Source organism: Niallia sp. FSL W8-0951 (assembly GCF_038006525.1).
Lineage (GTDB): Bacteria > Bacillota > Bacilli > Bacillales > Cytobacillaceae > Niallia > Niallia circulans.
This window is the reverse complement of the sequence record NZ_JBBOVK010000001.1, coordinates 3,806,938-3,831,993: the sequence shown is the minus strand read 5'-3', so window position 1 is coordinate 3,831,993 and position 25,056 is coordinate 3,806,938. Positions and strand designations below refer to the sequence as shown.

Here is a 25,056-nt window from a genome sequence, read left to right as displayed (position 1 = left end):
CACATGAAAAATGGGAGAAAGTCTAAAAAATTTTAAAAAAACTACATGTCTAAGATAAAATAAAGGAAAATAAGAATGGTATAACATTTCCTATAGGAGTTCATCATGATAAATCCAATATTAAAACCGCAATACGATAAAGCGATTCAACAAACAAAAAACCATATATTGAATGATGTTAATAAGTATTTAGAGAAACAAGATCGTCTGCCTGCTTTTGAACAATATATGGATGACCGAAAAGTATTTATAGAGCAAATTTGGCTAAATACTTGGCTTAATACCGCAACTAGTCATGTCAAGTATGCTGAGAAGAAGCAATATCTCACGAATAAGGGATTAGACATTAATGATCTTAATAAAAAGGTTATTAACCGATTATTTAGAAGTGAAATTCGCGAGGTTGAAGTATTCCCTTATGAAGAATGGATAAGAACAAACCTAGGGGATAATAAAGAAGAATGGGAAAAAAGGTATAAAGAAAGACGAAAAAGCTATTTGCAAGACGTAGAAGAACAGAAAGATCTAGAAGAGAAACGTAAATATAAAATGAAATTCTCTTATTATATTGAGCAATTAATGGAAAAGCATTATGAGGAATTGTTTCTCTATATTCGCTATTTAACAGGAAGCAATATCGCGCTAGAGATAGAACGGAATGGCATTGTTTTATCTTCGATGGAATTAACCTTTGAAGAATATTTATCAAATGAAATGAATATGCCCTATAACCAATTTTACTTTTTGGAAGACCGGACAGAAGCATATGAAAATTTAATTTTTCAGCATTTAATTGATTTTTTGCCGACATGGATTAAAGATAAATTGCCTACTCGAATAAAAGAAGAATATGAAGACATATTTGACCATTCCTTAAGCAATTCCTTTTTACTAGAAATAAGCACGCCTTTACTGGAAGAAATAACAGAAGAGTTTCTTGAGGATTTGTTTTCTGAGTATGTAATCGATTTGGAAAAATTATTAGATATTCCTTTTGATGTAGAAATTCATAAAGAGATTATGGAAAAAGACCGTCAAAGGAAGGAACAGAAGGAAGCAGAAGATCGAGAGGAGCAAAGACGACGTAAAGAAGAAGAAGCAAGAATGATTGAGGATATATTTGGAAGAGAATATTATCCTCCAACCAATATAGATGTTAAATATATCCTTCATACTGGAGAAACGAATACTGGTAAAACGTTTCAAGCAATTAACCGAATGATGGAAGCTACAAGCGGTTTATATTTAGCTCCATTGAGATTATTAGCATTAGAAATATATGAGAAGCTAAATCAGCAAGGAGTTCCATGTTCGCTAAAAACAGGGGAAGAAGAGAAGCTTGTTCTAGAGGCTCAACATCAATCGAGTACAGTAGAAATGTTTCACGAAAAGGATTTTTACGAAGTTGTTGTCATTGATGAGGCACAAATGATTGCGGACAGAGAACGGGGATTCTCATGGTATCGCGCTATCACCAAGGCAAATGCAAAAGAGGTCCATATTATTGCTAGTCTGCATGCCAAAAACATGATTTTGCAGTTATTAGGTGATATAGATGTAGAGGTTCATGAATATCGACGGGAGACACCGTTACAGGTAGAAAATGAGTTGTTTCAATTAAGTCATACAAGAAAAGGAGACGCATTAGTGTGTTTCTCAAGAAGAAGTGTCTTAGAAACAGCCTCTGAATTACAAAGAAAAGGGTGGCAAGTCAGTATAATTTATGGAAGTATGCCACCAGAAGCAAGAAAAAAACAAATGGAGCGTTTTATTAATGGAGAAACGAAAGTTATTGTTTCAACAGATGCAATTGGGATGGGGCTTAATTTACCAATAAGGAGAATTGTCTTCTTAGAGAATGACAAATTTGATGGGATAAGAAGAAGGATGTTAACCTCACAGGAAGTGAAGCAGATTGCAGGTAGAGCAGGAAGAAAGGGAATATATGATATTGGGCGGGTTGCTTTCACCAGTGACCGTAAAAGAATGATGTATTTATTAGAAAAAAGAGATGAAGACTTGTATGGATTCACAATAGCACCAACAAGTGCTGTTTTAGAAAGGTTTCAAAAGTATTCCAATAATCTAGGGCTGTTCTTTTATTTATGGGGACATTTTAGAAGTCCAGAAGGAACAAAAAAGGCCTCACTGACCGAGGAAATGCAGCTATATGAAATGATTATGGATACAATGGTCGAAGCGAGAATGTCCCTGCATGATTTATTTAGTTTTCTGAAACTACCATTCGCCACAAGTGAAGCCTCATTACGAGCGCAATGGAAAGTAAATATGGAGGCAATTGTGGAAAACAGGGATTTACCAGAACCGAAAATTAAACAAGATAGTCTGGAGGAACTGGAACTCGCTTACAAAGCGATTGGTCTTCACTTATTATTTCTATATAGGTTAGAAAGAAGGACAGAAGCTTATTATTGGGAAAAGGTAAGACTGGAATTGAGTGACCAAATAAACGATCAGTTAAAGACAGGGATTAAAGGGAAGAAACGGACGAAGCAATGCAAGAAATGTGGGAAAGAACTAGCAGCTAAATTTAAGTTTGATGTTTGTAATGATTGTTTTTATCAGACGTAAATTAATACACATAAAGGCTTTGAATGTTAGAGAAGGGTGAGAAGCGGTAAATATAGTCATTCTCACCCTTTGTTTTCCACGTTGTAAGCAATGGAAAAGTAAAGTGTTACTCAAGCACCGTTTTGTTTACTAAATCATTAGTAGGTAATATAAAGCATAGGCTTGTAAAGTTGAAGCGATAAAAAAAGTAATATAAACTAGATGAATAAGAAGAAAATAGAACAAATTCCCTTTTCATTTTTATTGTAAATACTATACTATTAAAATAGAAAATAAGTTAAGGAAGGTAATCAAATGGATTCGAAGTTTAAGTTTGGCATTCGCTCCAAAATTATCCTTGGTTACATTGTTATCATTCTTTGCTTACTTGTGTCAGTAATTTTACTAAATAATCAAATACGCTCCCTTCAACAGGAACGTAATTCGATTATCAATTACGATTCTCGCATACATGAACTTACATCTTCCATTGAGAAAAGTGTATTAGATATGGAGACAGGTCAGCGTGGCTACATAATCACAGGTAACCAAAGTTACTTAATTCCGTATAATGATGGGAAGGAAAATTGGAAAGAGCAATTTGAGGAATTGTATCAATTATTGAGTAATAAACCTGTACAGCAGCAGAATTTACTCGAAATAAAGGAAAACATTTTGAATTGGATTAATACGGCTGGTGAGCCAACCATTCAATACAAAGCACAAAATAATACAGAAGAACTTGATGAATTTTTCAAAGAGGATAATGGACGGGATTACATAAACGAGATTACAGAAAAGTTTACGAATCTTAGAGATACAGAGAAGACTGCGTCGGCCAAGCGGGCAACAAAGCTGGACCAACAAAATAATGCTTTAACAGTAGGACTATTCGGCGTATTAGTCTTGATTTCTCTTGTTGCTATTAGTCTGGCTGGCCAAACCTCTAAATCGATTGTTAGAACAATTAAGGAAGTAACAGAATCTATTAAAACAATCGCTGCCTCAAAAGGAAATGTCAGTACTCGTATTCATGTCCGGACAAACGATGAAATAAGAGAGTTGGCAGAAGTGACAAATAGCCTTCTTGATACCGTTGAGCAAAGAGAATGGTTACAATCAAACGTTGCTGATATTGTGATGAAAATACAAGGGATTCCTTCTATTGAATCATTGGCTAGTGTGTTTATAACAGAAATAGCACAAAAAACAAATGCAAGCTTTGGAGCCTTTTATGTGAAAGATACTCAACAAAAAAAGGAAACCTATGTAAAAACGGCAACATTTGCTGAATCTGGAGATACGATTGCTCGAGATACTTTTCAATTAGGAGAAGGTCTGATTGGTCAAAGTGCCAAAGAACAGCGCGTCTTGCATTATCAAGAAATTCCAAGTGATTATCGCTTAATTGCAACAGGGCTAGGGGATGTTTCTCCACGCAGTATTATCATTGTACCCGTTCTGTTTGAAGGAGAGGCGATTGCTGTACTTGAGCTTGCTACAATGACAGAATTTACAGCCCTTCAACAAAATCTCATTACCGGGGTAGTGGAGACATTTGGACTAACGATTAATAGTATTATGGGTAGAATGGAAATCGTCCGCTTGTTAAATGAATCTAGAGCAATGACGGAAGAGTTACAAGTTCAATCAGAAGAGCTGCAAACACAATCAGAGGAATTACAGTCACAATCAGAAGAACTGCAAATGCAAAAAGAAGAACTGATGGCTACTAATGAACAGCTCGAAGATCGAACAAGAGAAGCAGAAGCGAAGACAAGGGATTTAGAAAAAGCAAAAGAGGAATTAGAAGAGAAAACAGAGTTAGTTATTCAAAATTCTAATTATAAATCAGAGTTTTTAGCTAATATGTCTCATGAATTAAGAACTCCGCTAAATAGCATTCTAATTCTTTCAGAAATGTTAGCGGAGAATGAGTCGAATCACCTATCGGAAGAAGAAATGGAGTTTGCAAATGTTATTCATTCTTCTGGTAAAGATCTTCTTTCGCTTATAAATGATATTCTTGATCTTTCCAAAGTAGAGGCAGGCAAGCTTGATGTTCATTTTGCAGAAGTAAGCATCCATGATATTACTTCACAATTGGAGCGAAGCTTCGCACCTATCGCTAACCAGAAGGAAGTAGAATTTTTAGTAAATAAACAGGAAGGTCTCCAAGATATCGTATTTACAGATGAAAAGAGATTCCAACAAATTATTAAAAATCTATTATCCAATGCCTTTAAATTTACGGAAAGCGGAACAGTTTCCTTAAATATTAAGAAGAGAAACCAGATTAGCCGCAGTATGAGAGAATTAAGCAATGATTGGCTAGATATTTCTGTAACAGACACCGGTATTGGCATACCGAAAGATAAGCATAAATTAATCTTTGAAACATTCCAGCAGGCAGATGGAGCAACTGTACGTAAATATGGAGGTACTGGCTTAGGCCTTTCCATTTGTAGAGAGTTTGCTAGATTGCTAGGTGGCTGGATTTCCTTGAAGAGTGAGGAAGGCAAGGGAAGTACTTTTACCCTCATTATTCCAAGTCTTCCAAATGGAATAGCAGACACTCAGCTCAATATTAGTGAGATGAATGTAGCTGCTACAATGGAAGTGAAAAAGCAAGAAGCTCGACAAGAAATAGCTAAAGAAGAACAAAAGCAGGAAGAAGAAAGAAAAACAAAAATCGTGAGTTCTAAGGATGAGAATGAGGATGTGTTTAAAGGAAAAAAGGTATTGATTGTAGACGATGATAATCGTAATATCTTTGCTCTTAAAACGACTCTTGAAAAAAGAGGGATGGATGTCCTTGTTGCCTATAACGGAAAGGAATGTTTGGACATTCTGGATAGAACTACAGATTTAGATGTGATACTAATGGATATTATGATGCCGAATATGAATGGTTATGAAACCATGACAATTATCCGCCAAACGCTGAATCTGACAGAGATACCTATTATCGCATTAACGGCAAAGGCGATGAAGAATGACCGTGAAAAATGTTTAGAGGCGGGAGCATCTGATTATATCAGTAAGCCGCTAGATTTGGATCAATTATACTCCGTCTTAAGAGTATGGTTAGCAAAGTAAGGAGGAACGGAGATGGATTATCCATTCCTGAATAATGATCAAGAGGTAGAGAACCAAGATCATGCAGACATCGAAGTAGATCTGCTGCTCGAAGGGATTTTTCGATTATCAGGTTTTGATTTTCGTCAATATAACCGATCTTCTATTACACGCAGAATTTACTATAGAATGAAGATGGATAATATTCCTACGATTACGAGGCTGCTGGAAAGAGTGATTCATGAAGAGGCATTCCTTGAACAACTTCTTAATGATTTTTCAATCAATGTAACAGAAATGTTTAGGAATCCAAGCTTTTTTCGTTCTTTTAGAGCACAAATCATCCCGCATTTACGAAATCTTGAAGAAATTCGGATATGGCATGCTGGTTGTGCTACTGGCGAAGAAGTCTTTTCTATGGCTATTTTATTAGAAGAAGAGGGATTGAAGGATAAGACGGTTATTTATGCAACAGACATGAATGAAACTGTGCTGGAAAAGGCAAGCAAAGGTGCATTTCCTCTCCACAAAATGCAAGCATATACGAAAAATTATATGCTTGCTGGTGGGAAGAATGCTTTCTCGGAATATTATAAAACCGATCATCAATATGCTTACTTTCATTCTGATTTGTTGAAAAATATTATTTTTGCGCAGCATAATCTAGTAACAGATCAATCCTTTAATGAATTTCATGTTATTATTTGTAGAAATGTACTCATTTACTTTAACCCAATGCTTCAAAATCAAGTGCATCATCTATTTTATGAGAGTTTAAGTAAAGATGGGTTTCTAGGTTTAGGGGATAAAGAGACATTAAGTTTTGTTGAAGTAATGCCAAAATATAGAGAACTTGATGATGGCGAAAGACTTTATCAAAAGATTTATTAAGGCTCTTCGAACGGTGCTGCCTCTTTGTTATAAAGAAAAAGGATTTCTCCTATGAAGAGAAACCCTTTTTCTTTTATTATGTAAATAATCAACAATATTATGTCAGTTATTTGCTTTTGCTTGGATCATTAAGACACACATATCATCTGGTTGATTAGACTGCTGTTCTTTTGTAAGTAAATAATCCATTACAGAACTAGTGTGTTCCCATCTTTTGGAGGAAATAGATCGGATTTGTTTTTCTGCCTCGAATTCACAAGGGCCCATCGCTTCTAATACCCCATCCGTATAAAGAATAATTTGGACATCTTTTTCAAAGGAGATCTCCTTTGTATTAATTTCCATTTCGTCAAAAAATCCTACAGCACAAGTACTTTGTTCTAATGCCACAACATCATTTTCATCAACTAGCATATAACCATAAGGATGCCCAGCATTAACATACTTTACTGTTTTCTCCTTTGTGTCGATTACTAGATAAATAGCTGTAAAGTAAAAAGGCAGCCCCTCTTTTTCATTTTTTAGTAAAGTCATATAACGATTTAATTCTTTTATAACAAGGTCAGGCTGTACTAATTGTTTAACGGATTCTCTTAGGACAGAGGAGATAAACATGCATACTAAAGAGGCAGAAATACCGTGCCCCATCATATCTAAAAGGATAATGGCATATTTATCTTCATCTATTTTATGCCAATAATACATATCACCTGCAAGATTAAAAGAAGGCAGGTAAGAAACTTCGATATGCATATGTTCGTCTTGTAAAGGTGAACTTAATAAGCTTCTTTGTACATGTGTGGCTAAGTCTAATTCATACTGAATCTTTTTTTCATGTTGGGTATGCCAATCCAGTTCTGCTTTTAATCGCAATGCAACGCGTATTCTTGCGAGGAGTTCTATTTTATTTAGAGGTTTTGTAATATAATCAACGCCGCCAATATCCAACGCTTCTGCTAGTTTATTTTTATCTTCTAATGCTGTGACAAAGATAATCTGAATATCTTTGAGGTTTTCCACTTTTTTAATGCGTTTACAAGCTTCAATGCCATCAATCTCTGGCATCATAATATCAAGTAATATTAAGTCCACACTATTCCCTGTGGAATTAGGAGCATCAAGTTGTAGATAATGAAATAATTCATTAGCTGAGGTTAGCGAGACACAATCATCGTATCCAGCATTTTTAAGTATTTTTTCCATTACAAATAGATTGACAGTATTGTCATCTACTAAAAGAATAGTCATAATTCTTATAACTCCTTGTCTATTATGATGATAAGAAAACTTATGTATATCTTATTTAATTAACAACCCTCAATTATGTATAATTATAATTATACCGTTATTTATTAGATAATAATAATTATACGTCCTATATAAAGAGAAGAATTAATGGATAAACAAAAAAACATCGAAGCATATGTATTTTTTTGCCTCGATGTTTTTATTGTTTATCTTAATTTCCTCTTAAAGTTAAATATCTTTTTGCTCGCTTTGGATACACTCCTGCTGTAAGAAGCAGAGACCACGATGAATGGCCTTCTAAGCGGCCGATGGAACCATGAAGAATCAGCCCAAGAAATTGCTCCTCAATCGGAAAATTATTTACCTGAAATTGTTTCTTTGTATGAAGATTGGAAAAATAAACGGTGTTTCTATCAATAGTGCTTATTTGAAAGAAATTATCCTCCACCTCTGTGCATTCCTCTAAGAGCTGCCTAACTCTTGATAAATCTTTTTGATAATCCCAATCTGATGCAAAAAATTGTGGATACATTTGTAGATATAATCTATTTAACAAATCTTCACATAACTGTAGTTCATGGAATGTCTGTCCATAAGAAGCTGACATTTTTGTCCACGTCGTTTTTTCTCTGTGATCCAGCCATATGGAAAACTTTTTAAATTCAGATATAAAGTGCTGCATACTATTACGTTCCTGGGAAATTTTTAAAGCATTAGGCAGGTGAATAAGGAGGAGTAACTCGATAAAAGATTTCTTGCATTTATGCCAAGATGCCGGCATGTTATCTTCTAGATAGTCAGTGAGATAACTGGAGAATGTTCGCAGAAATTCATTGCGGAAATAATCAGCAGGATTTTCCTTTTTATATGCTATTAAATCATCTCCATAATATTCATATAGTCCTCGATAACGCATATTAAATTGAGAGCTGATTTCTATTTTCTTTAGTATTTCACTTCTGCTTTGGGTGCCGGTAAGAGGAATCAGTTTAATTCTTGTTTCTGGGGATTTTTCTCGTTCACGGTGGTTTGTGTGGAAGGAAAAGTTCTTCATAAAAATACAATCAACCTTTCTTTTTCTATTTTATTTTTGGGGATCCAAGAGGATTAATCTAGAAGTTAGTTATATTATAACTGGGATTTTAACCTATGTCACTCTCCTAATTGGCTGTTTTTGTAAAATCAAAGAGATTGGCACAAAATAAAGTATAGAATGGAGAAAGACGAACATTCTTTAAGCTAGTAAGGAAAAAGTAGAGTGGTCATTCGCTCCCTTCCATTTCGTGTTTAATCAAAAAACCCCACCCCTTATACGAAAATTTATGCTAGCATCTCCGTATAAGGGGTGGGGTTACTAATGTGCTATTTTATTTAATACACTTTATCTCCATTAAAAATAGAGTTTTTCACGATAACATAATCTACATTGCGAATGGCATCTAATTTGTTTCCACCAGCATAAGAGATAGAGGATTGAAGATCTTGTTCCATTTCTGTTAACGTATCTTGTAAGTGACCTTTATGCTCTACATACATTTTTTTGCCTTCCACGTTTTTCTTTTCGCCCTTTTGAAACTCAGAAGCAGAACCGAAATACTCTTTATAAAGCTTTCCATCTTTTTCAATGGTTTCTCCTGGAGATTCTTCATGTCCAGCAAAAAGAGAGCCGATCATAACCATTGTTGCCCCAAAGCGAACGGATTTTGCAATATCCCCATGTGTGCGGATACCGCCGTCTGCAATAATAGGTTTGCTTGCGGCTTTTGCACACCAACGCAATGCAGCTAACTGCCAGCCGCCTGTTCCAAAACCTGTTTTAATTTTGGTGATACAAACTTTACCAGGTCCGATACCTACTTTCGTTGCATCTGCACCAGCATGTTCAAGCTCTCTTACTGCCTCAGGAGTTCCCACGTTACCAGCAATAACAAAGCTATTAGGCAAGTGCTTTTTGATGTGTTTAATCATGGCAATGACTGCGTTAGAATGACCATGAGCAATATCGATTGTAATAAATTCAGGAACCAAGTTTTCATCTGCTAATTGTAATATAAAGTCATACTCTTCCGTTTTTACCCCAACGCTGATAGAAGCAATTAACTCACGGGATTGCATATCACGGATAAAAGCTTTGCGCGTTTCTGGCTGGAAACGGTGCATAATATAGAAATAGCCATTTTCAGCTAAGTATACAGCGATTTTTTCGTCAATGATAGTTTGCATATTGGCAGGAACCACGGGAAGTTTAAAAGTGTGACCGCCTAGTGTAACGGTTGTATCACATTCTGAACGACTATCCACAATACATTTAGCGGGAATTAATTGTATATCTTCGTAATCAAACACGTTATCCATTAAATACACTCCTAAATACGAATATTAGGGTCGAATTATTTAATAAATGTTCGACCATTAGGTACTTTACATTATTTTGATCAGGATGTCAAAGATTTTTCATGGAATGGGAAAATTTTATTAAAACGTTATCATTTTGAAGAGGATTATTACATAAAGGAGTGGGACGCAAAAATGCCTTTTATTAGAAAATAGAAGGCATTTTAAAGTGATGGGATCTGATTTTTCAACGGGAATTCAGCATAGCTAATTTTGGAGGAATAAAAGGGCTTAGTAAGAAAATTTGACTTCCACCTTCGCATCAATTGTCAGCTGTCCGGGTTCAAGATTAGTAGACACTCCTCCAATCTCCGCAAACGACATCTTTGCTAAAGGCATAGGAATACTAGAATCAGATGGGATTTCTATAACCTTTACTGGGATAGGATCGATGGTTATACGCAGAGTTTCAGCAATGGCCCTTGCCTTTGACAAAGCATCTTTAATGGCCCCTTGAAGCGCTCGTTCGTAATGTTTGGAACGACTGCTGACATCAAAGTGAATACTCATGACTTGATTAGCGCCATTTTGTACAGCTGTATCAATAACCTTACCTGCAAGCTGAATGGTTTCGACAAGAATAGATAGCAGATGGGTTACTTTATAACTTTTGAATACTTGTTTATTTTCCACAAAGTCATATTGCGGAAAAATAGTATAGTCTATTGTTTGGATATTGGAGGAGGGGATGCCTAAACCCAAAATGGCTGTAATGACTTGTTGATGTAGACGGGCATTTTCATGTTGGGCAGTTGTTACACTTTTCGATTCTGTATTAATACCAAGCGTTATTTTACAAATATTTGGTTCCAGCGACAATGTGCTATTTCCATATACCGTTAAACTTCTTTTAGGTGGTAGAAAGGAGGAGGGCTGGTACATGATTATTCACCTCTGTATATTTATTAAAAAACATCTTGCCTTGTAAAAATGCCATCGCAGTATTTATTTCCTCTAATTCTTCAGCAGAAAGGTGGCCTATTCGTTTCTTTAATTTATTTCCATTTTAAGAAAAACGTGATTCATTACCCTTTTTCCCTCATCTGAAAGTGACATAAATTATTTTCTGCGATTTTTTCATCTGTAAATTTCTTAATTAGATTTTTCTCCGTTAATTTTTTCAATTCTCGGCTTGTATTCAGTAGTGATATTTGCAGACAGTCGCTGATTTCACTTTGGATAACGGCTGATTAATGGAAACATATTAAGAATACTATTCTGAATGGGAGTTAAATCATTTGGTCTTAAATCATTGGTTAACGCATGCTTTAGTTGATAAACAGAAGCAGTAAATGTTATAAACTGTTGAAAAAATGGCTCTTCGTTCAAAATGAATCACCTCAAAGGTAAAATAGCACAGAAGTTATCAAATAACAATTATCAATTGATAACCATATGGGAGGGTTTTTATGAACGTATTGATTATCTTTACACATCCAAGCAAGGAGAGCTTAAATGGTGCCCTATTGAAAAATGTGTTAGAAGGATGCAGGGAAAACGGCTTTATAAAAGATATACAGCTTTTAGATTTATATGAAGAAAATTTTAATCCTATCTTATATTTTGATGAAAAGAATAAAAGACGCCATATGCATAAGAATCTCATGAAAAAAACCGTATTTCAATTTGCAGGAATGAAGAAAGAAGGGACGGTTTGCTACATGGAGAGCGCAGGGAACAAAAGAATGCTTATGCCTTCAAGACATAAGCATTCTTTTATTATATTATACTGTTCTATTCCAGAATCGAGCTTCCGCTATACCTGTAATAAAATCATTAATCGTATTTTTAGCAAGATCGAATATCCCTGGTTCATTTATTGTTATGCGGCTTTTTTCTAATGCTGCATAATCATTAATGGAAATACCTAAAGGTTTATAATGATTAAAAGTCATTTCGATAAATTCAATAGCTTTCGTTTCCAGCTTCGTACTGGTGCTAATAAGTAGTGCAGCATCAAATAGGCTTGCATCAGCAGTATCGTATGTGTCCGTTACTTTTAATTCTCCGTCTATCGTACGCAGATGTTTATCCACGATGCTGAAATTCACTTTATTCGCTGCTAAAGCCTGAACCCATTGAAGTAATTGGGCGCTGTCCGGCTCTCCATTTAAAAGAATCGCTACACAACGAGTGTCAGGTTTCTTTATGGTATTTGCCATGCTTAAGGCTGGAGATTTTTTCACTGACTTTACTTCTAGGTTTTCTTGAGGTAATACTGCTCCAATGTTTTTTGCTACTTCTTCCGCAATACTGCGGTCAATTCGATTAAGGAGAGCGACTGCATGGTTTTTCACCGCTTCTGATTTACACTTTCCAAGTTCAAAGCTAAAAGCATCTTTTATATGTTGTTGTTCAAATGGTGCTAAGCTATTATAAAAAAGTTTAGCTTGTGAATAGAAATCAAGGAAACTATCACTGCGACCTCTAACCTTTCTACCATCTACCTTTTCTTGGTAATGCTCATAACCGCCTTGCTCAACAGGTACTGGTTCCGGCTGATTATTATTCAATGCATTCTTATGATAGCTTGTTTGTCCATGGTGAATGGTCATTTGATGCATACCATCCCGTTGGTTATTGTGAAAAGGACAAACTGGTTGGTTAATCGGAATTTGGTGGAAATTGGGTCCGCCAAGTCTAGATAATTGCGTATCTGTATAAGAGAATAGACGTCCCTGTAATAATGGATCATTAGAAAAATCGATTCCAGGAACAACATGCCCAGGATGGAAAGCAACTTGTTCAGTTTCCGCAAAGAAATTATCGACATTACGATTTAAGGTTAACTTTCCTACAATTTTAACAGGAACCTCCTCTTCCGGCCATATTTTTGTAGGATCTAATATATCGAAATCAAAGGCAAATTCGTCTTCTTCAGGAATAAGTTGCAGACCGAGCTCCCATTCAGGATAGTCGCCCTTCTCAATCGCCTCGTATAAGTCCTGACGGTGGAAATCGGGGTTTTTTCCAGCAGCCTTTTGTGCTTCATCCCAAACCTGTGAATGAATTCCAAGCTTTGGCTTCCAATGAAACTTAACAAAATGGGCTTGCCCCTCTTTATTTATAAGGCGGAAGGTATGGACTCCGAAACCTTCCATCATGCGGAGGCTGCGCGGGATAGCACGATCGCTCATTGCCCACATTACCATATGGGCTGATTCATGATTTTGACCAATGAAGTCCCAAAATGTGTCATGTGCACTTGCTCCTTGTGGAATTTCATTATGTGGCTCAGGTTTTACAGCGTGCACAAAATCAGGAAATTTAATGGCATCTTGAATGAAGAAGACGGGAATGTTATTGCCAACTAAATCATAATTACCTTCATCTGTATAAAATTTAACAGCAAATCCTCGTACATCGCGAACAGTATCACTAGAACCTCTAGATCCTTGGACAGTAGAAAAACGAACGAATACAGGTGTTGTTTTATTTGGATCGTTTAAGAAGTCAGCTTTCGTATAGGCTTCAAGGGATTCATATAATTGAAATACGCCATGTGCACCAACTCCTCGGGCATGAACAATGCGCTCAGGAATTCTTTCATGGTCAAAATGAGTCATTTTTTCCCGAAAGTGAAAGTCCTCCATTAAAGTAGGTCCTCTTAATCCTGCTTTTAAGGAGAATTCATCTTCTGCCATTTTTAAGCCTTGATTGGTCGTTAATCCCGCGTTTTGCTCATTATAAATGGTGTATTTTTTTAATTGGTCCATTTTTTTATTTACCATTTCAATACCCCCTAAATGATAGTATGTATCAGTTATAATCCGTTATTTTTAATTAATACCCAGCATCCTGTATTTAAAACACGACAAAATAAACAAGCTAAGACTGCATAAAAGAGTCTTAGCTTGTTATTAAATAACTTTGGAGGGATCCTTTTGATTCACAGGCCATTCTCCAGTGAATTCTTCTGTATCGTATTCAAAAAAGTCTTTTAAATTCATGTCTTTATCATCCAGAAATAGTTCATCCGTAACAGCTGTTACAATACGGGGAATGCCATATCTCATGCCAGATAATGCTGAAGCAGATAAACCACAGCTAATGAGGGCAGCATAATTAAACGAGTATATACCGTGAAGTAATGCTTCTCCTTCTGCGTCACGGCTAATGAAAGAAAAGCCATGACTTAAATAAGGATGTGCATCAAGCATAGGAGATGCTATTTCTTCCGGGGCTTTATAACGATCTTTCCAACGGGCAATATGCTTTTCGATTAAACGTAGTTCTGGACGCAATCGTGGATCTGTTAATAAACCTGTGCTAATGATTAAGTAATCAAATAAAAAGGTTCCCTTTGGTGTAGTTACTTCTGCTTGTTCTCCTTTTTTGGCTACTTTCAGCCAAGGAGAACCGAGATGCAAATGAAAACCGGGCCAGGAAGACGCTCGATTAAAAGTATCATTTGTTGGTGGCTGGTTATGCTGGAAAAAATGGGCAATACTAGCGTATTTATCATCATCTGCTAAGGCGGGAAAATGTTCAATCATACCGGATACTTCCATCTGCCTAATCGGATTAATGCGCTGCATTTTATGACGGCGGACATATACATGGGCTTCGGCTACCCCTTGTGATAAAGCGAAGTTAGCATTATCAAATGCAGATGCACCCCCACCTAAAATGGCAACCCTTTTTCCTCTGAAGGAAGGGAAGTCGATGGATGCAGAAGTATGAGTATATAAAGAAGAAGGGAGATTATCGGATATCATGGCTGGGACATGCCATTCTCCTCCCCCTTGGATGCCGGTTGCTAGAATTACCTTTCGAGCGAGTAAGGAGGATGAAACGGTTCTCTTTCTTTTAATATGGAGTCGGTGTATCCCTTTTTCTATGGGTTCAATTAAAGTCAATTTCACTTCGTTTTGAACAGGTAATTGCAGAATGTCACGATACCATCTAAGGTAATTCATCCATTCTCCACGAGGGATTTTGTCGACTTTTTCCCATCCTTCTCTACCAAATTGTGCCTCCCACCAGGAACGAAAGGTTAGTGAAGGGATACCAAGGTCGATGGAAGTTAAATGTTTAGGAGTGCGTAAGGTGACCATACGAGCATAGGTTTCCCATGGTCCTTCAAGTCCTTCTTTATTTTCATCGATAACAAGAATATTTGATACTCTTTCGCGTAAAAGACCAAATGCAATCCCTAATCCTGATTGACCTCCACCAACGATGACCACATCGAAAACATGTCCTTCCGCATGAATTTTTGGACGAACCCAGTTTTGTCCTCCGTAATTAAGATAAGCTAGATCTGTTTGTACTCGATTATTTAAGTCCTCTAAGCTCATATTGAATGCCATCCCCCTTTCACATTTGATGTAAGAACTCCTTACATCGATATACCATGCCAATATATTAACATGTTCTTTTGCATATTGTATGGATAAAATATCTAAATTTTATAAATTAATTTAGTCAATTCGTTTAAAAAAGATATTCATCAAAAAAACGAATAGTCACAAAAGCCATAATACTTACTAATTAGATTTTGGCTTTTGTTATTATTCGTTTCTTTTACAATCTTTTTCTCATTCCAACGCTTAGTGCTTTATGTTTCCATAAAATCTCCTTAATTAATGGGGCAACTTCTTTTGTGCTTTGAATAAGCACAATGATTTCAGGCAAGCCTTGAGACAGTTTGTCTTTTTTCTTCCGATGAAAAAGATAGTACAGGCAATAACCACAAAAAAAACCGATAATAGCAGCGAGAAGACCGCTAAAGATAGGTCCTAGAATTAATTTAAAACCAATACTGGCACCTATCACAGCCATACCAGTAGCAAAGGCAACGCCAATTTCAAAAGATGAAACATGAATATCGGCAGAAGCCTTTTTTTTCCTGCTGATAGGAGGAATCTCATTCATATATAGGACCATCATTTCTTCTGGCGGAACACCTAGTGCTTCCATTTCAAAAAGTGCACGTTCAATTTCAATAGATGGCTGGAATGTTCCGACAATAATCATCCCTTTACACCTCTTATGCTAAATTTGGAACCGACATATCTGTCTGTTAAACGTTTTTGCTGTGATTCTTTTGCAAGAATATTATGTTGTATACATGTTATATAGGAATGATAAACGGCTCCACCTAAGATGGAAGGCATAAAAAGTAACCAATGTGGGTGTAATATAGCAGTAGAAGAAGCAAAATCGCCAGTAATGGTCAGGATTATAGCTTTATGTGCATGTGATAATAAAATATATACCCACCACCAAAATATTGCATAAAAACCTAAAAATATCCGGTGATTGTACAGTTGGCCCAATCCAGGAAAGAAAAGTGAGTAGAAGACCCCTAAAAGAGGGCTCTTATTTTGCAAATATTGTATTTCAAATGGGAATATCTCCAAGCTGGCTAAATCAGGTGTGGATAATTCAATATACTTATTTAATTGTACGGCAGAGCGGTAACTATCGCCTATTGTTATTAAATAGATCACAATATATCCAATCATCCAATCTAAATGAATAACGGATCTTGCTAATTCTATTTCTCCACAAAAAGAATAAACCATCGCTTCATTAATATTGGCACCAGTATTAATAATTACTTCTAAAACAGTCAGCAATGTTGCACGGGCATACTGATTAAGAAGATAATGACCAAATCCAGGGAAAACAGCAGACCACCAAGCAACAGTACTTGGTTTTTGATACATTAAATAGGTGATACCTGCTGTGCTATATTTTGCTTTTGGAAAGGTTAGTGTTGCGCTCATTTACATACCTACTTACTAATTTTGGAATTATATATATAGGGTGTGAAAATAAGTTAATCCTATACATTGATTTACAAAAAATAGGAGGTGTAATTTTTAGTAGTTAGCGGAATCTCAGGAAACATAGGTGAAGAGGCTTACACCATATAAGTTGACTAGACAAGTTGTTTATATTAAAATGTATATATACTTAAAAATTGCATACTCCAAAGGGGAGTAGCTTACAGTTACGTCGTCAATACGCGATTAAATCGCCGGCTTAACTGGCAACGAGATGTTGTTTGCGAGACCTTTGCCGTTCTTGGTAAAGGGATAAATAGATAGAAATTAGAAGCCTTTACCAAATTAATGGAAAGGCTTTTTATTTTTCTTGCAAATACTAAGGAAGCAAGGAGAATGATAAAGTCTATAAATTAGTATGTCAATTTCAAAACAAATTTTTAGGAGGAATAGAAAAATATGAAGAAAATTTTGTCAGCAATTCTCACGTTAGGTTTAGTTTTATCACCAGTAAGTATAGTATTTCAAGACTCTGTAACAACGGTAGAAGCAAAGTCTTATAAATCTGGGAAACGAAGCTTCAATAACAACAATAATAGTAATACAAATTCTTTTTTCCAAAAGAAAAATAATACAAACGATACGTCAAAATCTAATCAATCAACGACAGCGAAAAAATCTGGTGGCTTCTTCTCAGGTGGAGGTCTAATGAGAGGGTTAATGGTTGGAGGACTTGCCGGCCTGTTGTTTGGCAGCCTTTTTGCTAATATGGGAGCATTTGGGTCTATATTAGGGCTTTTCATTAATATCCTTGCGATTGTATTAGTATTCAATTTAATTAAAAGAATATTTACTTTCTATCGAAACAAAAAAAGAGAGGAAGCAAATAATTGGAGAAATTAATCATTCCAGAACAGGATATTATCAATGCAATCTGCGTCTATGTAGCACGAAAAAAACAAGTGCGACCAGAGGAAGTAGAAGTAGAGCTAATGTATGATGATGATTATGGCTTTTCAGCAGAAGCATATGTACATGATCGAAAACAAGTCCTTATCACTCAAAATATGATTGAAGCACTCAGATTGTGGTTAGATGAATATTTAAATATGGACCCATATATGGGGTTGAAATTAGTGTTAGATGATGAAGAGGGCATTATCGCAATCGCAAAGTAGAGAAAAATAGTAGAGGATATCAGGCTTTATAGACTGGTATCCTCTATTTTTCTGACTAAAATTTAATCAAAGTTCAACTTATAATCGTCTGATTTAATCATTTTTAATTTTTTTGAAAAAATATACAGTAGGAATACATTTAAAAGAAATGGAATAATTAAAAAGGTAGAAACCATAATCGTAATGTTTTTACTAGTCCAACCACCATCGGCTAAGCGCATAAAATTCATGGGCCCGACTAATCCCGATAATCCAAAACCAGCACTATAAGGAGTTCCCTGTATATTTAAATAGCCAGCCAATCCACCCAACACAGCAGCTGTAATAATCATTGGAATAACAATCTTCGGTTTCATAAAGAAATTACCCATTTGTATTTTAGGGGATCCCAAAACATGTGCTAATGCAGTACCTAAAGAGTTTGCTTTATAGCTTGCAATAGCCAATCCAATACCTGCTGCCACAATGCCAAGGTTTGCTGCTCCAGATCCAACTCCTGACAGAGATATAACGGTTGCTACACCTACTGTTGAGATAGGAGAAAGAATAATTAAACAGAACAAGACAGCGATAATGATACCCATGAGAATTGGCTGTAAGTTTGTAACATTTTCGATTGCGATGCCAATTAATCCAGTAGTAGATTTCATATATGGTAATAATAAGTACCCAGCCATTCCGGGGATTAATATACATAATGTTGGTAATAGAAGAATAGAATAGGCCTTCAAGCGGTCACCGATAAAACGGACAAATAATACCGCAAGCGCTGCGGTTATACCTGTGTTCAAAACAACCCCTATACCATTTAACGTAAATAACCCTTCCGTTGTTTTTTGAACAACACCACTACCAACCATTGCAGCAATACCAATACTAGCCGTCTGTATAGAGGATAGCTTAAAGGATATTCCTACCATTACACCAATTAGCACGGGCAATAAACTCATAATAATTGCAGTAATATCTAATACGTGCTGAAGCGGAGGAAAGAAAGGAATAAAGAGCTTTAAGATTTCACCAAGCAATGCATTTGGGATTAACGAGACAACAATTCCGATACTCATACCATTTAATAATTTACTGAAAAACTCTTTCACCTTAAACTCCCCATTCTCCTTGAATTTGGAGTTTATTATATGTAATAACTAGATAATCGTCAATGATTATTTTTAATGCTTCAACGCGAAAAAGTATAAAAGTAATAAAATGATTAATGTTTTTAAATCCACTATATAAAATGCAATGAAATGAACTGATTTTTTATACAAATGTAAAATAAATGGTTTGAAAAAATGCAAAATGTAAAAATAAGAAAGAGCTCCTCCTTTTCTAAGGGGAACTCTTTATGAACTGATTATATATTTCAATTTGTTTTTATTAAGAATGGAATTGTTTTTCTCCAATATTGGTTTTCTGAACACCTCGGGAATCCTTATCAAAGTTTCGGAAATACTGTTCGAGCTGTTCCAATGTTTTTCCTTTTGTTTCTGGTAAGAATTTGCTAACAAATGTTATGGCAAATACTCCAAGTACGGCGAAAAGGAAGAAGGAATTAGATAAGCCAATCTTATCGAGAAGAATTGGGAAAATTAAACCAATAAGAAAGTTTGTTATCCATAAGCAAAATACAGAAACACCCATCCCTAACCCTCGAAGTTTTAAAGGGAATATTTCTGCTAACATAAGCCAGGTTACTGGTGAGATAGCCCCTTGTTGAAATGCTAAGAAAGTAACCGTCATACTAAGTACAGCAAAGGGTAGAATAGTTGTTCCGTTTAAAGTGAAGGAGAAAATCCCAATTAGTAGTAAAGTTGTTGTAGTACCGATTAGTCCGATAATTAACATTGGTTTTCTTCCTACACGTCCCAGCAGCCAAATTCCCAGGAAGGTAGCTAATACAGAAATTACTCCATTGGCGATATTGGCAATGAGAGCGACCTCGGTAGAGAATCCAGTGCTTTCTAGTATTTGTGTTCCATAAAACATGATGGTATTTACCCCTGTGATTTGTTGAACGATGGCAATCCCAATACCAAGAAAGACAATTCTTCTAATCCAAGGTACAGCCAAATCTTTAAAGCTAACTTGTTCCACATGTGCTTCTGTTTCCACTGCTTTTTTAATTTGCTGTAGCTCTGCTTTTGCTCGTTTTTCTTTTCTAATATGCAATAATACACGAAAAGCATCTTTGAACCTGCCCTTTGATGCATACCATCTAGGGCTTTCAGGTACAACAAGCATTCCTATCCATAAGACAATAGCAGGTAAGGTTGCAATGACAAGCATGTATCTCCAAGCGTTTCCTGCACCATCCATTGTATTTCCAATAATAGCATTTGTAATATAGGCAAGTAATTGACCGCTTACGATCATTAATTCATTTTGGGTTACCATTTGACCACGTCGTTCAGCAGGAGACATTTCTGCCAAGAAGGTAGGGACAGCTACTGATGCTCCTCCAACAGCGATACCGAGTAAGAAGCGGAAAGTAACCATGATGGGGAAATTCGGTGCGAAAGTACATCCTAATGTTGTAATAAGAAAAACTGCAGCTAAATATAAAATGACTTTTCTTCGTCCATAGCTATCTGCAAGTTTCCCACTGAACATTGCTCCGAATGCCGCTCCAAATAAGAGCGAGCTAGTAACAAGACCTTCAGTAACTGCATTGAGGTTTAGCTGATCTGGACGAGCCATATAGGGTAAGGCCCCATTTATTACACCAGTATCAAATCCAAAAAGAAGACCACCAAATGTAGAGATAATGGCAATGATTTTTAAATTATTTTTTTTATTCGTGTTGGTGTTCCTACTGTCAGGGTTTAATTGGTCACTCATAATATTTACTTTCTCCTCCTCTTATAATAATGCTTTTTTCTAGTGTCCATTATTATCGTTATATTTGAAATGTAAATCGAAGTTCATCTCCTTTGCTAACCTGTCGTTCTATCCCTTTTAAATAAGATTCTTAGACTGCGAAAGGCAATTACTTTACTTGAATAATAAGTGGGATATATTTCATTATTATCTTTTTTAATCGTATATTGTTTTTGCTATGTAAGGGATAGACGTACGAATACATTACCCCGATAAAAATTTTTGAAAACATCTTTATATACAAGGGAAATTTTTTTCACTAGAATTATTATCTTGCAATTTTATTTAGAGCCTATGCTCAAATAAAAGAATAATAATAATGTGTGAAGACCGCTCTTTTTAGGGAAGGCATTTATTTTAAGCCTTTTTTATAAGAAAGAAGTAAAAATGGAGTGGATTTTCATCAGAAGAATAATAGATAGGAATAGATGAGTTAGAAATTAGTGAAAGGGGAGGTGATATCTTAACAAATTAGAAGGGAAATCAGCCAAAGCGGGGAGAGAATCAGCCAAAGCGGGGAGGAAATCAGCCAAAGTGGGGAGGGAATCAGCCAAAGTGGGGAGAATCAGCCAAAGTGGGGAGGGAATCAGCCAAAGCGGGGAGGGAATCAGCCAAAGTAGGGTGAGAATCAGCCAAAGTGGGGAGGGAATCAGCCAAAGCGGGGAGAGAATCAGCCAAAGCAAGCAGGATCCCCTTTTAGATAGAGGATCATCTGCTTTCTACTAGCTTTGTAGTTGTTTTAATCGGAAGAACTTACCTTTTTTATCCATTAACTCGTCATATGTACCAAATTCACTGCAGCTACCATTTTCAATCACAGCAATTTTATCGGCCTTTTTTATGGTGGATAATCGATGGGCTACGATGAAGGTGGTTCTATTTTTGCATAAAATAGATAATGCTTCTTGAATTTTTGTTTCGGAATGGCTATCAAGGGCAGAGGTAGCTTCATCTAGAATAATTACCTTTGGATTCCGGATAAGTGCCCTGGCAATGGAGACCCTTTGTCTTTGCCCACCAGACAGTTTATCTCCGTGTTCCCCTATTTTTGTATCTAAACCATCGGGCAATTTCTGAATGACTTCCCAAAGATTTGCAGCTTTAAGAACTTCCTTTAGGCGTTCTTCTGAGACGCTAGGCATTCCGTAAGTAACATTTTCTCTAATCGTTCCAGAGAAGAGAATAGTTGATTGAGGTACAACTGCCAAATGATTTCGATATGAGCGCAAATCAAGAAAGGCCATATCGTGCCCATCTAATAGGATCTTTCCTTTTGTCGGTTGGATATAGCCAATTAATAAATGAAGAATGGTGGACTTTCCAGAGCCAGATTCTCCCACAAAGGCAATTGTTTCTCCTTGTTTTATTTCTAAGTTTAAACTATGGAGAATGTCCCTCTTTTCATTTGTATAGCGGTATGCGACGTTTTGGATAACAAAATGCCCTTTTACTTCCTTTAGTCTTTTTTTATTTTCATGTTTCTCCACTTCACCTGCTGTAAGAACTTCGCCAATAGATTCAACAGATTCCATTCCTTTTGCAATAGTTGGAATTAAAGTAATCATACTAGAAACAGAGTTAACTACTGTTGTAAAGTATGTTTGATACATGACGACTTCACCAGGAGTAATGGTTCCTTTTAATGCCAGAATACCGGTAAATACTAAACAAATAATTTGAAAGAGTTGAAAGCTAGCCCAACTTACAGCTCCAAATAAGGATTGAATCATATCTAAATGAAATCCTTTTGACAAAATTTGCTGGAAACGATTATTTAAACGAGAGACTTCTTGCTTCTCTAAAGCATGTGCTCGAGCAATGGGAACTAATTCAATCATTTCAATGACTCGTGCTGATGTTTCTTCCATTTCTCTTCGGAATTCTGAATTCGAGTGCCTAATTTTTTTTCGAAAGGCTACAATGATAATGGCAGAAATAGGAACAGTTAGAATAAAAAATAAAAAAACAGTTGGACTATTATATAAAGTTATTCCTAGTGCAACAATTAAATTCACAAGTATGTTTAAGCTCGAGACGAATACTTGGGAAGAAAGAGTTTGAACAGCTTCTACATCTCGCATGATTTTTGATTGGAGACGTCCAGACTGCATTTCTTTATGAAAGGGAATGGATAATTCCTGCAATTTTTTGATAAGAGAAGCGCGTAGTCCAGATTCCACGCTGCGAATAGCTATACTATTATATTTCGTATGATAATAATTAGTGAGGATATTTTGTAATACCAGAATCACCATAATGATGGCATTTATATAAATGGTACGAATGCCGCCACCATCTTTTATGGTAGCGGCATTTATTACATTGGCTATTGCAATCGGCATTACCCATGCTGGAATATGTTTAATCGTATAAAAAACAGCAGATAGCAATAGTTTTATATAATGTCCTTTGTAGAGATGGATTAGTACTTTGAAAGAGTTCTTTTGGTGGGTGTCATAGCTTTGCTGAACAATTTCCTCTAATGTATCCAAGGTATTCACTCCTTAAAAACGCCTTATAAACGGTGATACATCTCTCTTATATGGGTGATGGCTGGCCCAATTGCGTTTCCTTGTGTTTCTTCTAAAGTAGCATGAAGAAAAGGTCTATCGTATTTTAGATAAGTGAGAATTGGTTCAAAGTTTAGCATTCCCTTACCAACAGGGACGATCTCTATTTTTCCTTTATTCACTGTAAAGTCTTTAAGATGAATCATAGCAATATGATCATGTAACAAGTCTAATGCTTCATTTAGAATAAATTCTCTTTCTGAGACATTATGGACGTTTATTAGATTCGCAATATCTAGAATGATTTTTAAATGAGGAGACTGTACCTCGTCTATGAGACGTTTTGCTAATGGAGCAGAATAGAGAGGGTGGTTAAGCCCAGCTTCGATTCCCACCGTTATTCCAAAGTATTCAGCATATTCTACTAGTTCCAGCACAGAGCTCCTAGCGATTTGATAAGCTTCTTCTGTGAAATTTTCAGGAGTAAAACCTTCGCTTACACTGCCAGTTTCTGTACCAACGAGGCTGGCACGAAAATCTCGAGCAAGCTGTATATGGGTTTTAAAATCATTTAATGCCTTATGGCGCACAGCAAGATTTCGACTCGAAATATTAACATAGCAGCCTAATGTGCTAATTTTTATCCCGTTATTAGCAAAGTAATCGCCAAAAAAACTGGCTATTCCTGGTGATAGACTTTGAAAGGAGGGGACATAATCTGGAAAAGACTTTTTTATCGCAAATTGAATATTGGTAAATTGATAGTCTCTTAACTGCTTACATAATTCCTCGAGGCTTAGTTGGCCTAAATCATGAGCACGAATACCAAGATTAAGTGTTAACATTGGATTCCCTCCTGAATTAATTTTTAAAAAACTTTTTTAAAGGTAGATCACTTCCTTTTATTGCATTACATATCAGCTTGGCAATTATATCGGCTCCCTGGTCATTGAAATGAGTATCATCTTTTACTCCATTTGGATAATTGCTGGATTCATGGGCCTCAAGGTGGAGAAAAAGGTTCCTGGATAAGTCTGGGCCAAGGGATTGAAACAAGTCTATTGATTTTTTATGAATATCTAGAAGTGTTACATTGTAAGTCTTGGCGAGTTCCCTCATAGCTTGTGGGTATTCACCAAGAGACATATGATCAATAAGCTGATTTCTAAAATGCCTTCGAGAAACGGAAGTAAGTAATACTGGGTGTGCGTTATGCTTATTGGCGGTATGAATAAATGTATGCAAGTTTGTTTGATAGTCTCCGTATGGATCTGTTCCGCGAGCTTGGTCATCTTTTTGGTCGTTATGTCCAAATTGAATAAAGAGATAATCTCCAGGACGAATTGCCTGTTCAATGGCAGTTAGTCGTCCTTCGTTTATAAAAGATTTGGTACTTCTTCCATTTACAGCTCTATTATCAATAATAATTTGGTCTGTAAAAAAGGAGGAAAGTTTTTCTCCCCAACCCGTTTCTGGACGCTTATCTGGTGTTTTTTCTGCGGCGGTAGAATCACCTGCTAGAAATATAGTTATCTTGTCTGACATAATTCCCCCTCCAATATTCACTTTAAT

At 36.1% G+C, this 25,056-nt stretch carries 21 protein-coding genes; 7 read left to right on the top strand and 14 right to left on the bottom strand.

From position 1 onward, the window contains the following. Positions 1-105 precede the first annotated feature (105 nt). From NSS71_RS18650 to NSS71_RS18640, 3 genes are all read left to right on the top strand, one after another. Positions 106-2,592, top strand: a complete 2,487-nt coding sequence (locus NSS71_RS18650; RefSeq protein ID WP_341151915.1) for a DEAD/DEAH box helicase — start codon at positions 106-108, stop codon at positions 2,590-2,592. A 294-nt stretch (positions 2,593-2,886) separates the two neighbouring features. Next, positions 2,887-5,670 carry an ATP-binding protein gene (locus NSS71_RS18645; RefSeq protein ID WP_341151914.1) on the top strand — a complete coding sequence of 928 codons (2,784 nt, stop codon included), beginning with the start codon at positions 2,887-2,889 and terminating at the stop codon, positions 5,668-5,670. 12 nt (positions 5,671-5,682) lie between these two features. Further along, positions 5,683-6,540, top strand: a complete 858-nt coding sequence (locus NSS71_RS18640) for a CheR family methyltransferase (protein ID WP_047940909.1) — start codon at positions 5,683-5,685, stop codon at positions 6,538-6,540. A gap of 102 nt (positions 6,541-6,642) precedes the next feature. Here the strand turns inward: NSS71_RS18640 and NSS71_RS18635 are convergent, their stop codons facing one another. The 5 genes from NSS71_RS18635 to NSS71_RS18615 all read right to left on the bottom strand — a co-directional run bounded on the left by NSS71_RS18635 (position 6,643) and on the right by NSS71_RS18615 (position 11,511). Next, a complete protein-coding gene (locus tag NSS71_RS18635; RefSeq protein WP_047940908.1) occupies positions 6,643-7,788 on the bottom strand; it encodes a fused response regulator/phosphatase in 1,146 nt (381 codons plus the stop codon). Positions 7,789-7,999: 211 nt separating this feature from the next. Beyond that, positions 8,000-8,842 carry a hypothetical protein gene (locus NSS71_RS18630; protein ID WP_095321967.1) on the bottom strand — a complete coding sequence of 281 codons (843 nt, stop codon included), beginning with the start codon at positions 8,840-8,842 and terminating at the stop codon, positions 8,000-8,002. Positions 8,843-9,159: 317 nt separating this feature from the next. After that, a complete protein-coding gene (guaC, locus tag NSS71_RS18625) occupies positions 9,160-10,143 on the bottom strand; it encodes a GMP reductase (protein ID WP_095258290.1) in 984 nt (327 codons plus the stop codon). Between the two features lie 270 nt (positions 10,144-10,413). After that, positions 10,414-11,064: an SIMPL domain-containing protein gene (locus tag NSS71_RS18620; protein WP_095321968.1), complete on the bottom strand. Its 651-nt coding sequence runs from the start codon at positions 11,062-11,064 to the stop codon at positions 10,414-10,416. A 288-nt stretch (positions 11,065-11,352) separates the two neighbouring features. Beyond that, positions 11,353-11,511: a hypothetical protein gene (locus NSS71_RS18615; RefSeq protein WP_156485388.1), complete on the bottom strand. Its 159-nt coding sequence runs from the start codon at positions 11,509-11,511 to the stop codon at positions 11,353-11,355. A gap of 80 nt (positions 11,512-11,591) precedes the next feature. On the opposite strand from NSS71_RS18615, the gene NSS71_RS18610 reads away from it, so the two are divergent. Next, a complete protein-coding gene (locus NSS71_RS18610) occupies positions 11,592-12,023 on the top strand; it encodes an NAD(P)H-dependent oxidoreductase (protein ID WP_095258288.1) in 432 nt (143 codons plus the stop codon). Here the strand turns inward: NSS71_RS18610 and NSS71_RS18605 are convergent. The 4 genes from NSS71_RS18605 to NSS71_RS18590 all read right to left on the bottom strand — a co-directional run bounded on the left by NSS71_RS18605 (position 11,907) and on the right by NSS71_RS18590 (position 16,916). Continuing rightward, positions 11,907-13,913 (bottom strand): catalase, encoded by a 2,007-nt coding sequence (locus NSS71_RS18605; protein WP_141231653.1) that lies wholly within the window; start codon positions 13,911-13,913, stop codon positions 11,907-11,909. The two genes, NSS71_RS18610 and NSS71_RS18605, sit on opposite strands and share 117 nt — an antisense overlap. 129 nt (positions 13,914-14,042) lie before the next feature. After that, positions 14,043-15,482 (bottom strand): NAD(P)-binding domain-containing protein, encoded by a 1,440-nt coding sequence (locus tag NSS71_RS18600; protein ID WP_095321969.1) that lies wholly within the window; start codon positions 15,480-15,482, stop codon positions 14,043-14,045. Between the two features lie 226 nt (positions 15,483-15,708). Continuing rightward, positions 15,709-16,161, bottom strand: a complete 453-nt coding sequence (locus NSS71_RS18595; RefSeq protein WP_047940902.1) for a hypothetical protein — start codon at positions 16,159-16,161, stop codon at positions 15,709-15,711. Then, entirely contained in the window at positions 16,158-16,916 is a 759-nt protein-coding gene (locus NSS71_RS18590; protein WP_047940901.1) for a hypothetical protein, read from the bottom strand. Before NSS71_RS18590 ends, NSS71_RS18595 begins: the two co-directional genes overlap by 4 nt. A gap of 459 nt (positions 16,917-17,375) precedes the next feature. On the opposite strand from NSS71_RS18590, the gene NSS71_RS18585 reads away from it, so the two are divergent. Both NSS71_RS18585 and NSS71_RS18580 read left to right on the top strand, forming a co-directional pair. Next, positions 17,376-17,819 carry a hypothetical protein gene (locus NSS71_RS18585; RefSeq protein ID WP_095258286.1) on the top strand — a complete coding sequence of 148 codons (444 nt, stop codon included), beginning with the start codon at positions 17,376-17,378 and terminating at the stop codon, positions 17,817-17,819. Beyond that, the gene (locus tag NSS71_RS18580; RefSeq protein WP_047940899.1) at positions 17,807-18,094 is read left to right on the top strand and encodes a YxcD family protein; all 288 of its coding nucleotides are present in this window, start codon (positions 17,807-17,809) and stop codon (positions 18,092-18,094) included. The genes NSS71_RS18585 and NSS71_RS18580 overlap by 13 nt, the downstream gene beginning before the upstream one ends. Before the next feature lie 62 nt (positions 18,095-18,156). Here NSS71_RS18580 and NSS71_RS18575 read toward each other — a convergent pair whose 3' ends face one another. Both NSS71_RS18575 and NSS71_RS18570 read right to left on the bottom strand, forming a co-directional pair. Beyond that, positions 18,157-19,194 carry a PTS transporter subunit IIC gene (locus tag NSS71_RS18575; protein ID WP_341151913.1) on the bottom strand — a complete coding sequence of 346 codons (1,038 nt, stop codon included), beginning with the start codon at positions 19,192-19,194 and terminating at the stop codon, positions 18,157-18,159. A gap of 280 nt (positions 19,195-19,474) precedes the next feature. Then, entirely contained in the window at positions 19,475-20,935 is a 1,461-nt protein-coding gene (locus tag NSS71_RS18570) for a sugar porter family MFS transporter (protein WP_047940897.1), read from the bottom strand. 573 nt (positions 20,936-21,508) lie between these two features. Between NSS71_RS18570 and NSS71_RS18565 the strand changes: the two genes are divergently transcribed. Continuing rightward, positions 21,509-21,700 carry a hypothetical protein gene (locus NSS71_RS18565; protein ID WP_341151912.1) on the top strand — a complete coding sequence of 64 codons (192 nt, stop codon included), beginning with the start codon at positions 21,509-21,511 and terminating at the stop codon, positions 21,698-21,700. Here NSS71_RS18565 and NSS71_RS18560 read toward each other — a convergent pair. Genes NSS71_RS18560 through NSS71_RS18550 form a run of 3 tightly spaced genes read right to left on the bottom strand, consistent with a single transcriptional unit; the run spans position 21,697 to position 25,029 of the window. Continuing rightward, complete coding sequence (locus NSS71_RS18560; protein WP_341151911.1) at positions 21,697-23,466, bottom strand: ABC transporter ATP-binding protein; 1,770 nt, start codon at positions 23,464-23,466, stop codon at positions 21,697-21,699. The genes NSS71_RS18565 and NSS71_RS18560 overlap by 4 nt on opposite strands. A gap of 23 nt (positions 23,467-23,489) precedes the next feature. Beyond that, positions 23,490-24,329 carry a sugar phosphate isomerase/epimerase family protein gene (locus NSS71_RS18555; protein WP_061797031.1) on the bottom strand — a complete coding sequence of 280 codons (840 nt, stop codon included), beginning with the start codon at positions 24,327-24,329 and terminating at the stop codon, positions 23,490-23,492. Between the two features lie 16 nt (positions 24,330-24,345). Continuing rightward, entirely contained in the window at positions 24,346-25,029 is a 684-nt protein-coding gene (locus NSS71_RS18550) for a rhamnogalacturonan acetylesterase (protein WP_341151910.1), read from the bottom strand. Positions 25,030-25,056 lie beyond the last annotated feature (27 nt).

Bases quoted from the DNA above. Each gene is read 5' to 3' on its own strand.
- NSS71_RS18650 (WP_341151915.1), top strand. From the start codon at position 106: ATGATAAATCCAATATTAAAACCGCAATACGATAAAGCGATTCAACAA.
- NSS71_RS18645 (WP_341151914.1), top strand. From the start codon at position 2,887: ATGGATTCGAAGTTTAAGTTTGGCATTCGCTCCAAAATTATCCTTGGT.
- NSS71_RS18640 (WP_047940909.1), top strand. From the start codon at position 5,683: ATGGATTATCCATTCCTGAATAATGATCAAGAGGTAGAGAACCAAGAT.
- NSS71_RS18635 (WP_047940908.1), bottom strand. From the start codon at position 7,788: ATGACTATTCTTTTAGTAGATGACAATACTGTCAATCTATTTGTAATG.
- NSS71_RS18630 (WP_095321967.1), bottom strand. From the start codon at position 8,842: ATGAAGAACTTTTCCTTCCACACAAACCACCGTGAACGAGAAAAATCC.
- guaC (WP_095258290.1), bottom strand. From the start codon at position 10,143: ATGGATAACGTGTTTGATTACGAAGATATACAATTAATTCCCGCTAAA.
- NSS71_RS18620 (WP_095321968.1), bottom strand. From the start codon at position 11,064: ATGTACCAGCCCTCCTCCTTTCTACCACCTAAAAGAAGTTTAACGGTA.
- NSS71_RS18610 (WP_095258288.1), top strand. From the start codon at position 11,592: ATGAACGTATTGATTATCTTTACACATCCAAGCAAGGAGAGCTTAAAT.
- NSS71_RS18605 (WP_141231653.1), bottom strand. From the start codon at position 13,913: ATGGTAAATAAAAAAATGGACCAATTAAAAAAATACACCATTTATAAT.
- NSS71_RS18600 (WP_095321969.1), bottom strand. From the start codon at position 15,482: ATGAGCTTAGAGGACTTAAATAATCGAGTACAAACAGATCTAGCTTAT.
- NSS71_RS18595 (WP_047940902.1), bottom strand. From the start codon at position 16,161: ATGATTATTGTCGGAACATTCCAGCCATCTATTGAAATTGAACGTGCA.
- NSS71_RS18590 (WP_047940901.1), bottom strand. From the start codon at position 16,916: ATGAGCGCAACACTAACCTTTCCAAAAGCAAAATATAGCACAGCAGGT.
- NSS71_RS18585 (WP_095258286.1), top strand. From the start codon at position 17,376: ATGAAGAAAATTTTGTCAGCAATTCTCACGTTAGGTTTAGTTTTATCA.
- NSS71_RS18570 (WP_047940897.1), bottom strand. From the start codon at position 20,935: ATGAGTGACCAATTAAACCCTGACAGTAGGAACACCAACACGAATAAA.
- NSS71_RS18555 (WP_061797031.1), bottom strand. From the start codon at position 24,329: ATGTTAACACTTAATCTTGGTATTCGTGCTCATGATTTAGGCCAACTA.
- NSS71_RS18550 (WP_341151910.1), bottom strand. From the start codon at position 25,029: ATGTCAGACAAGATAACTATATTTCTAGCAGGTGATTCTACCGCCGCA.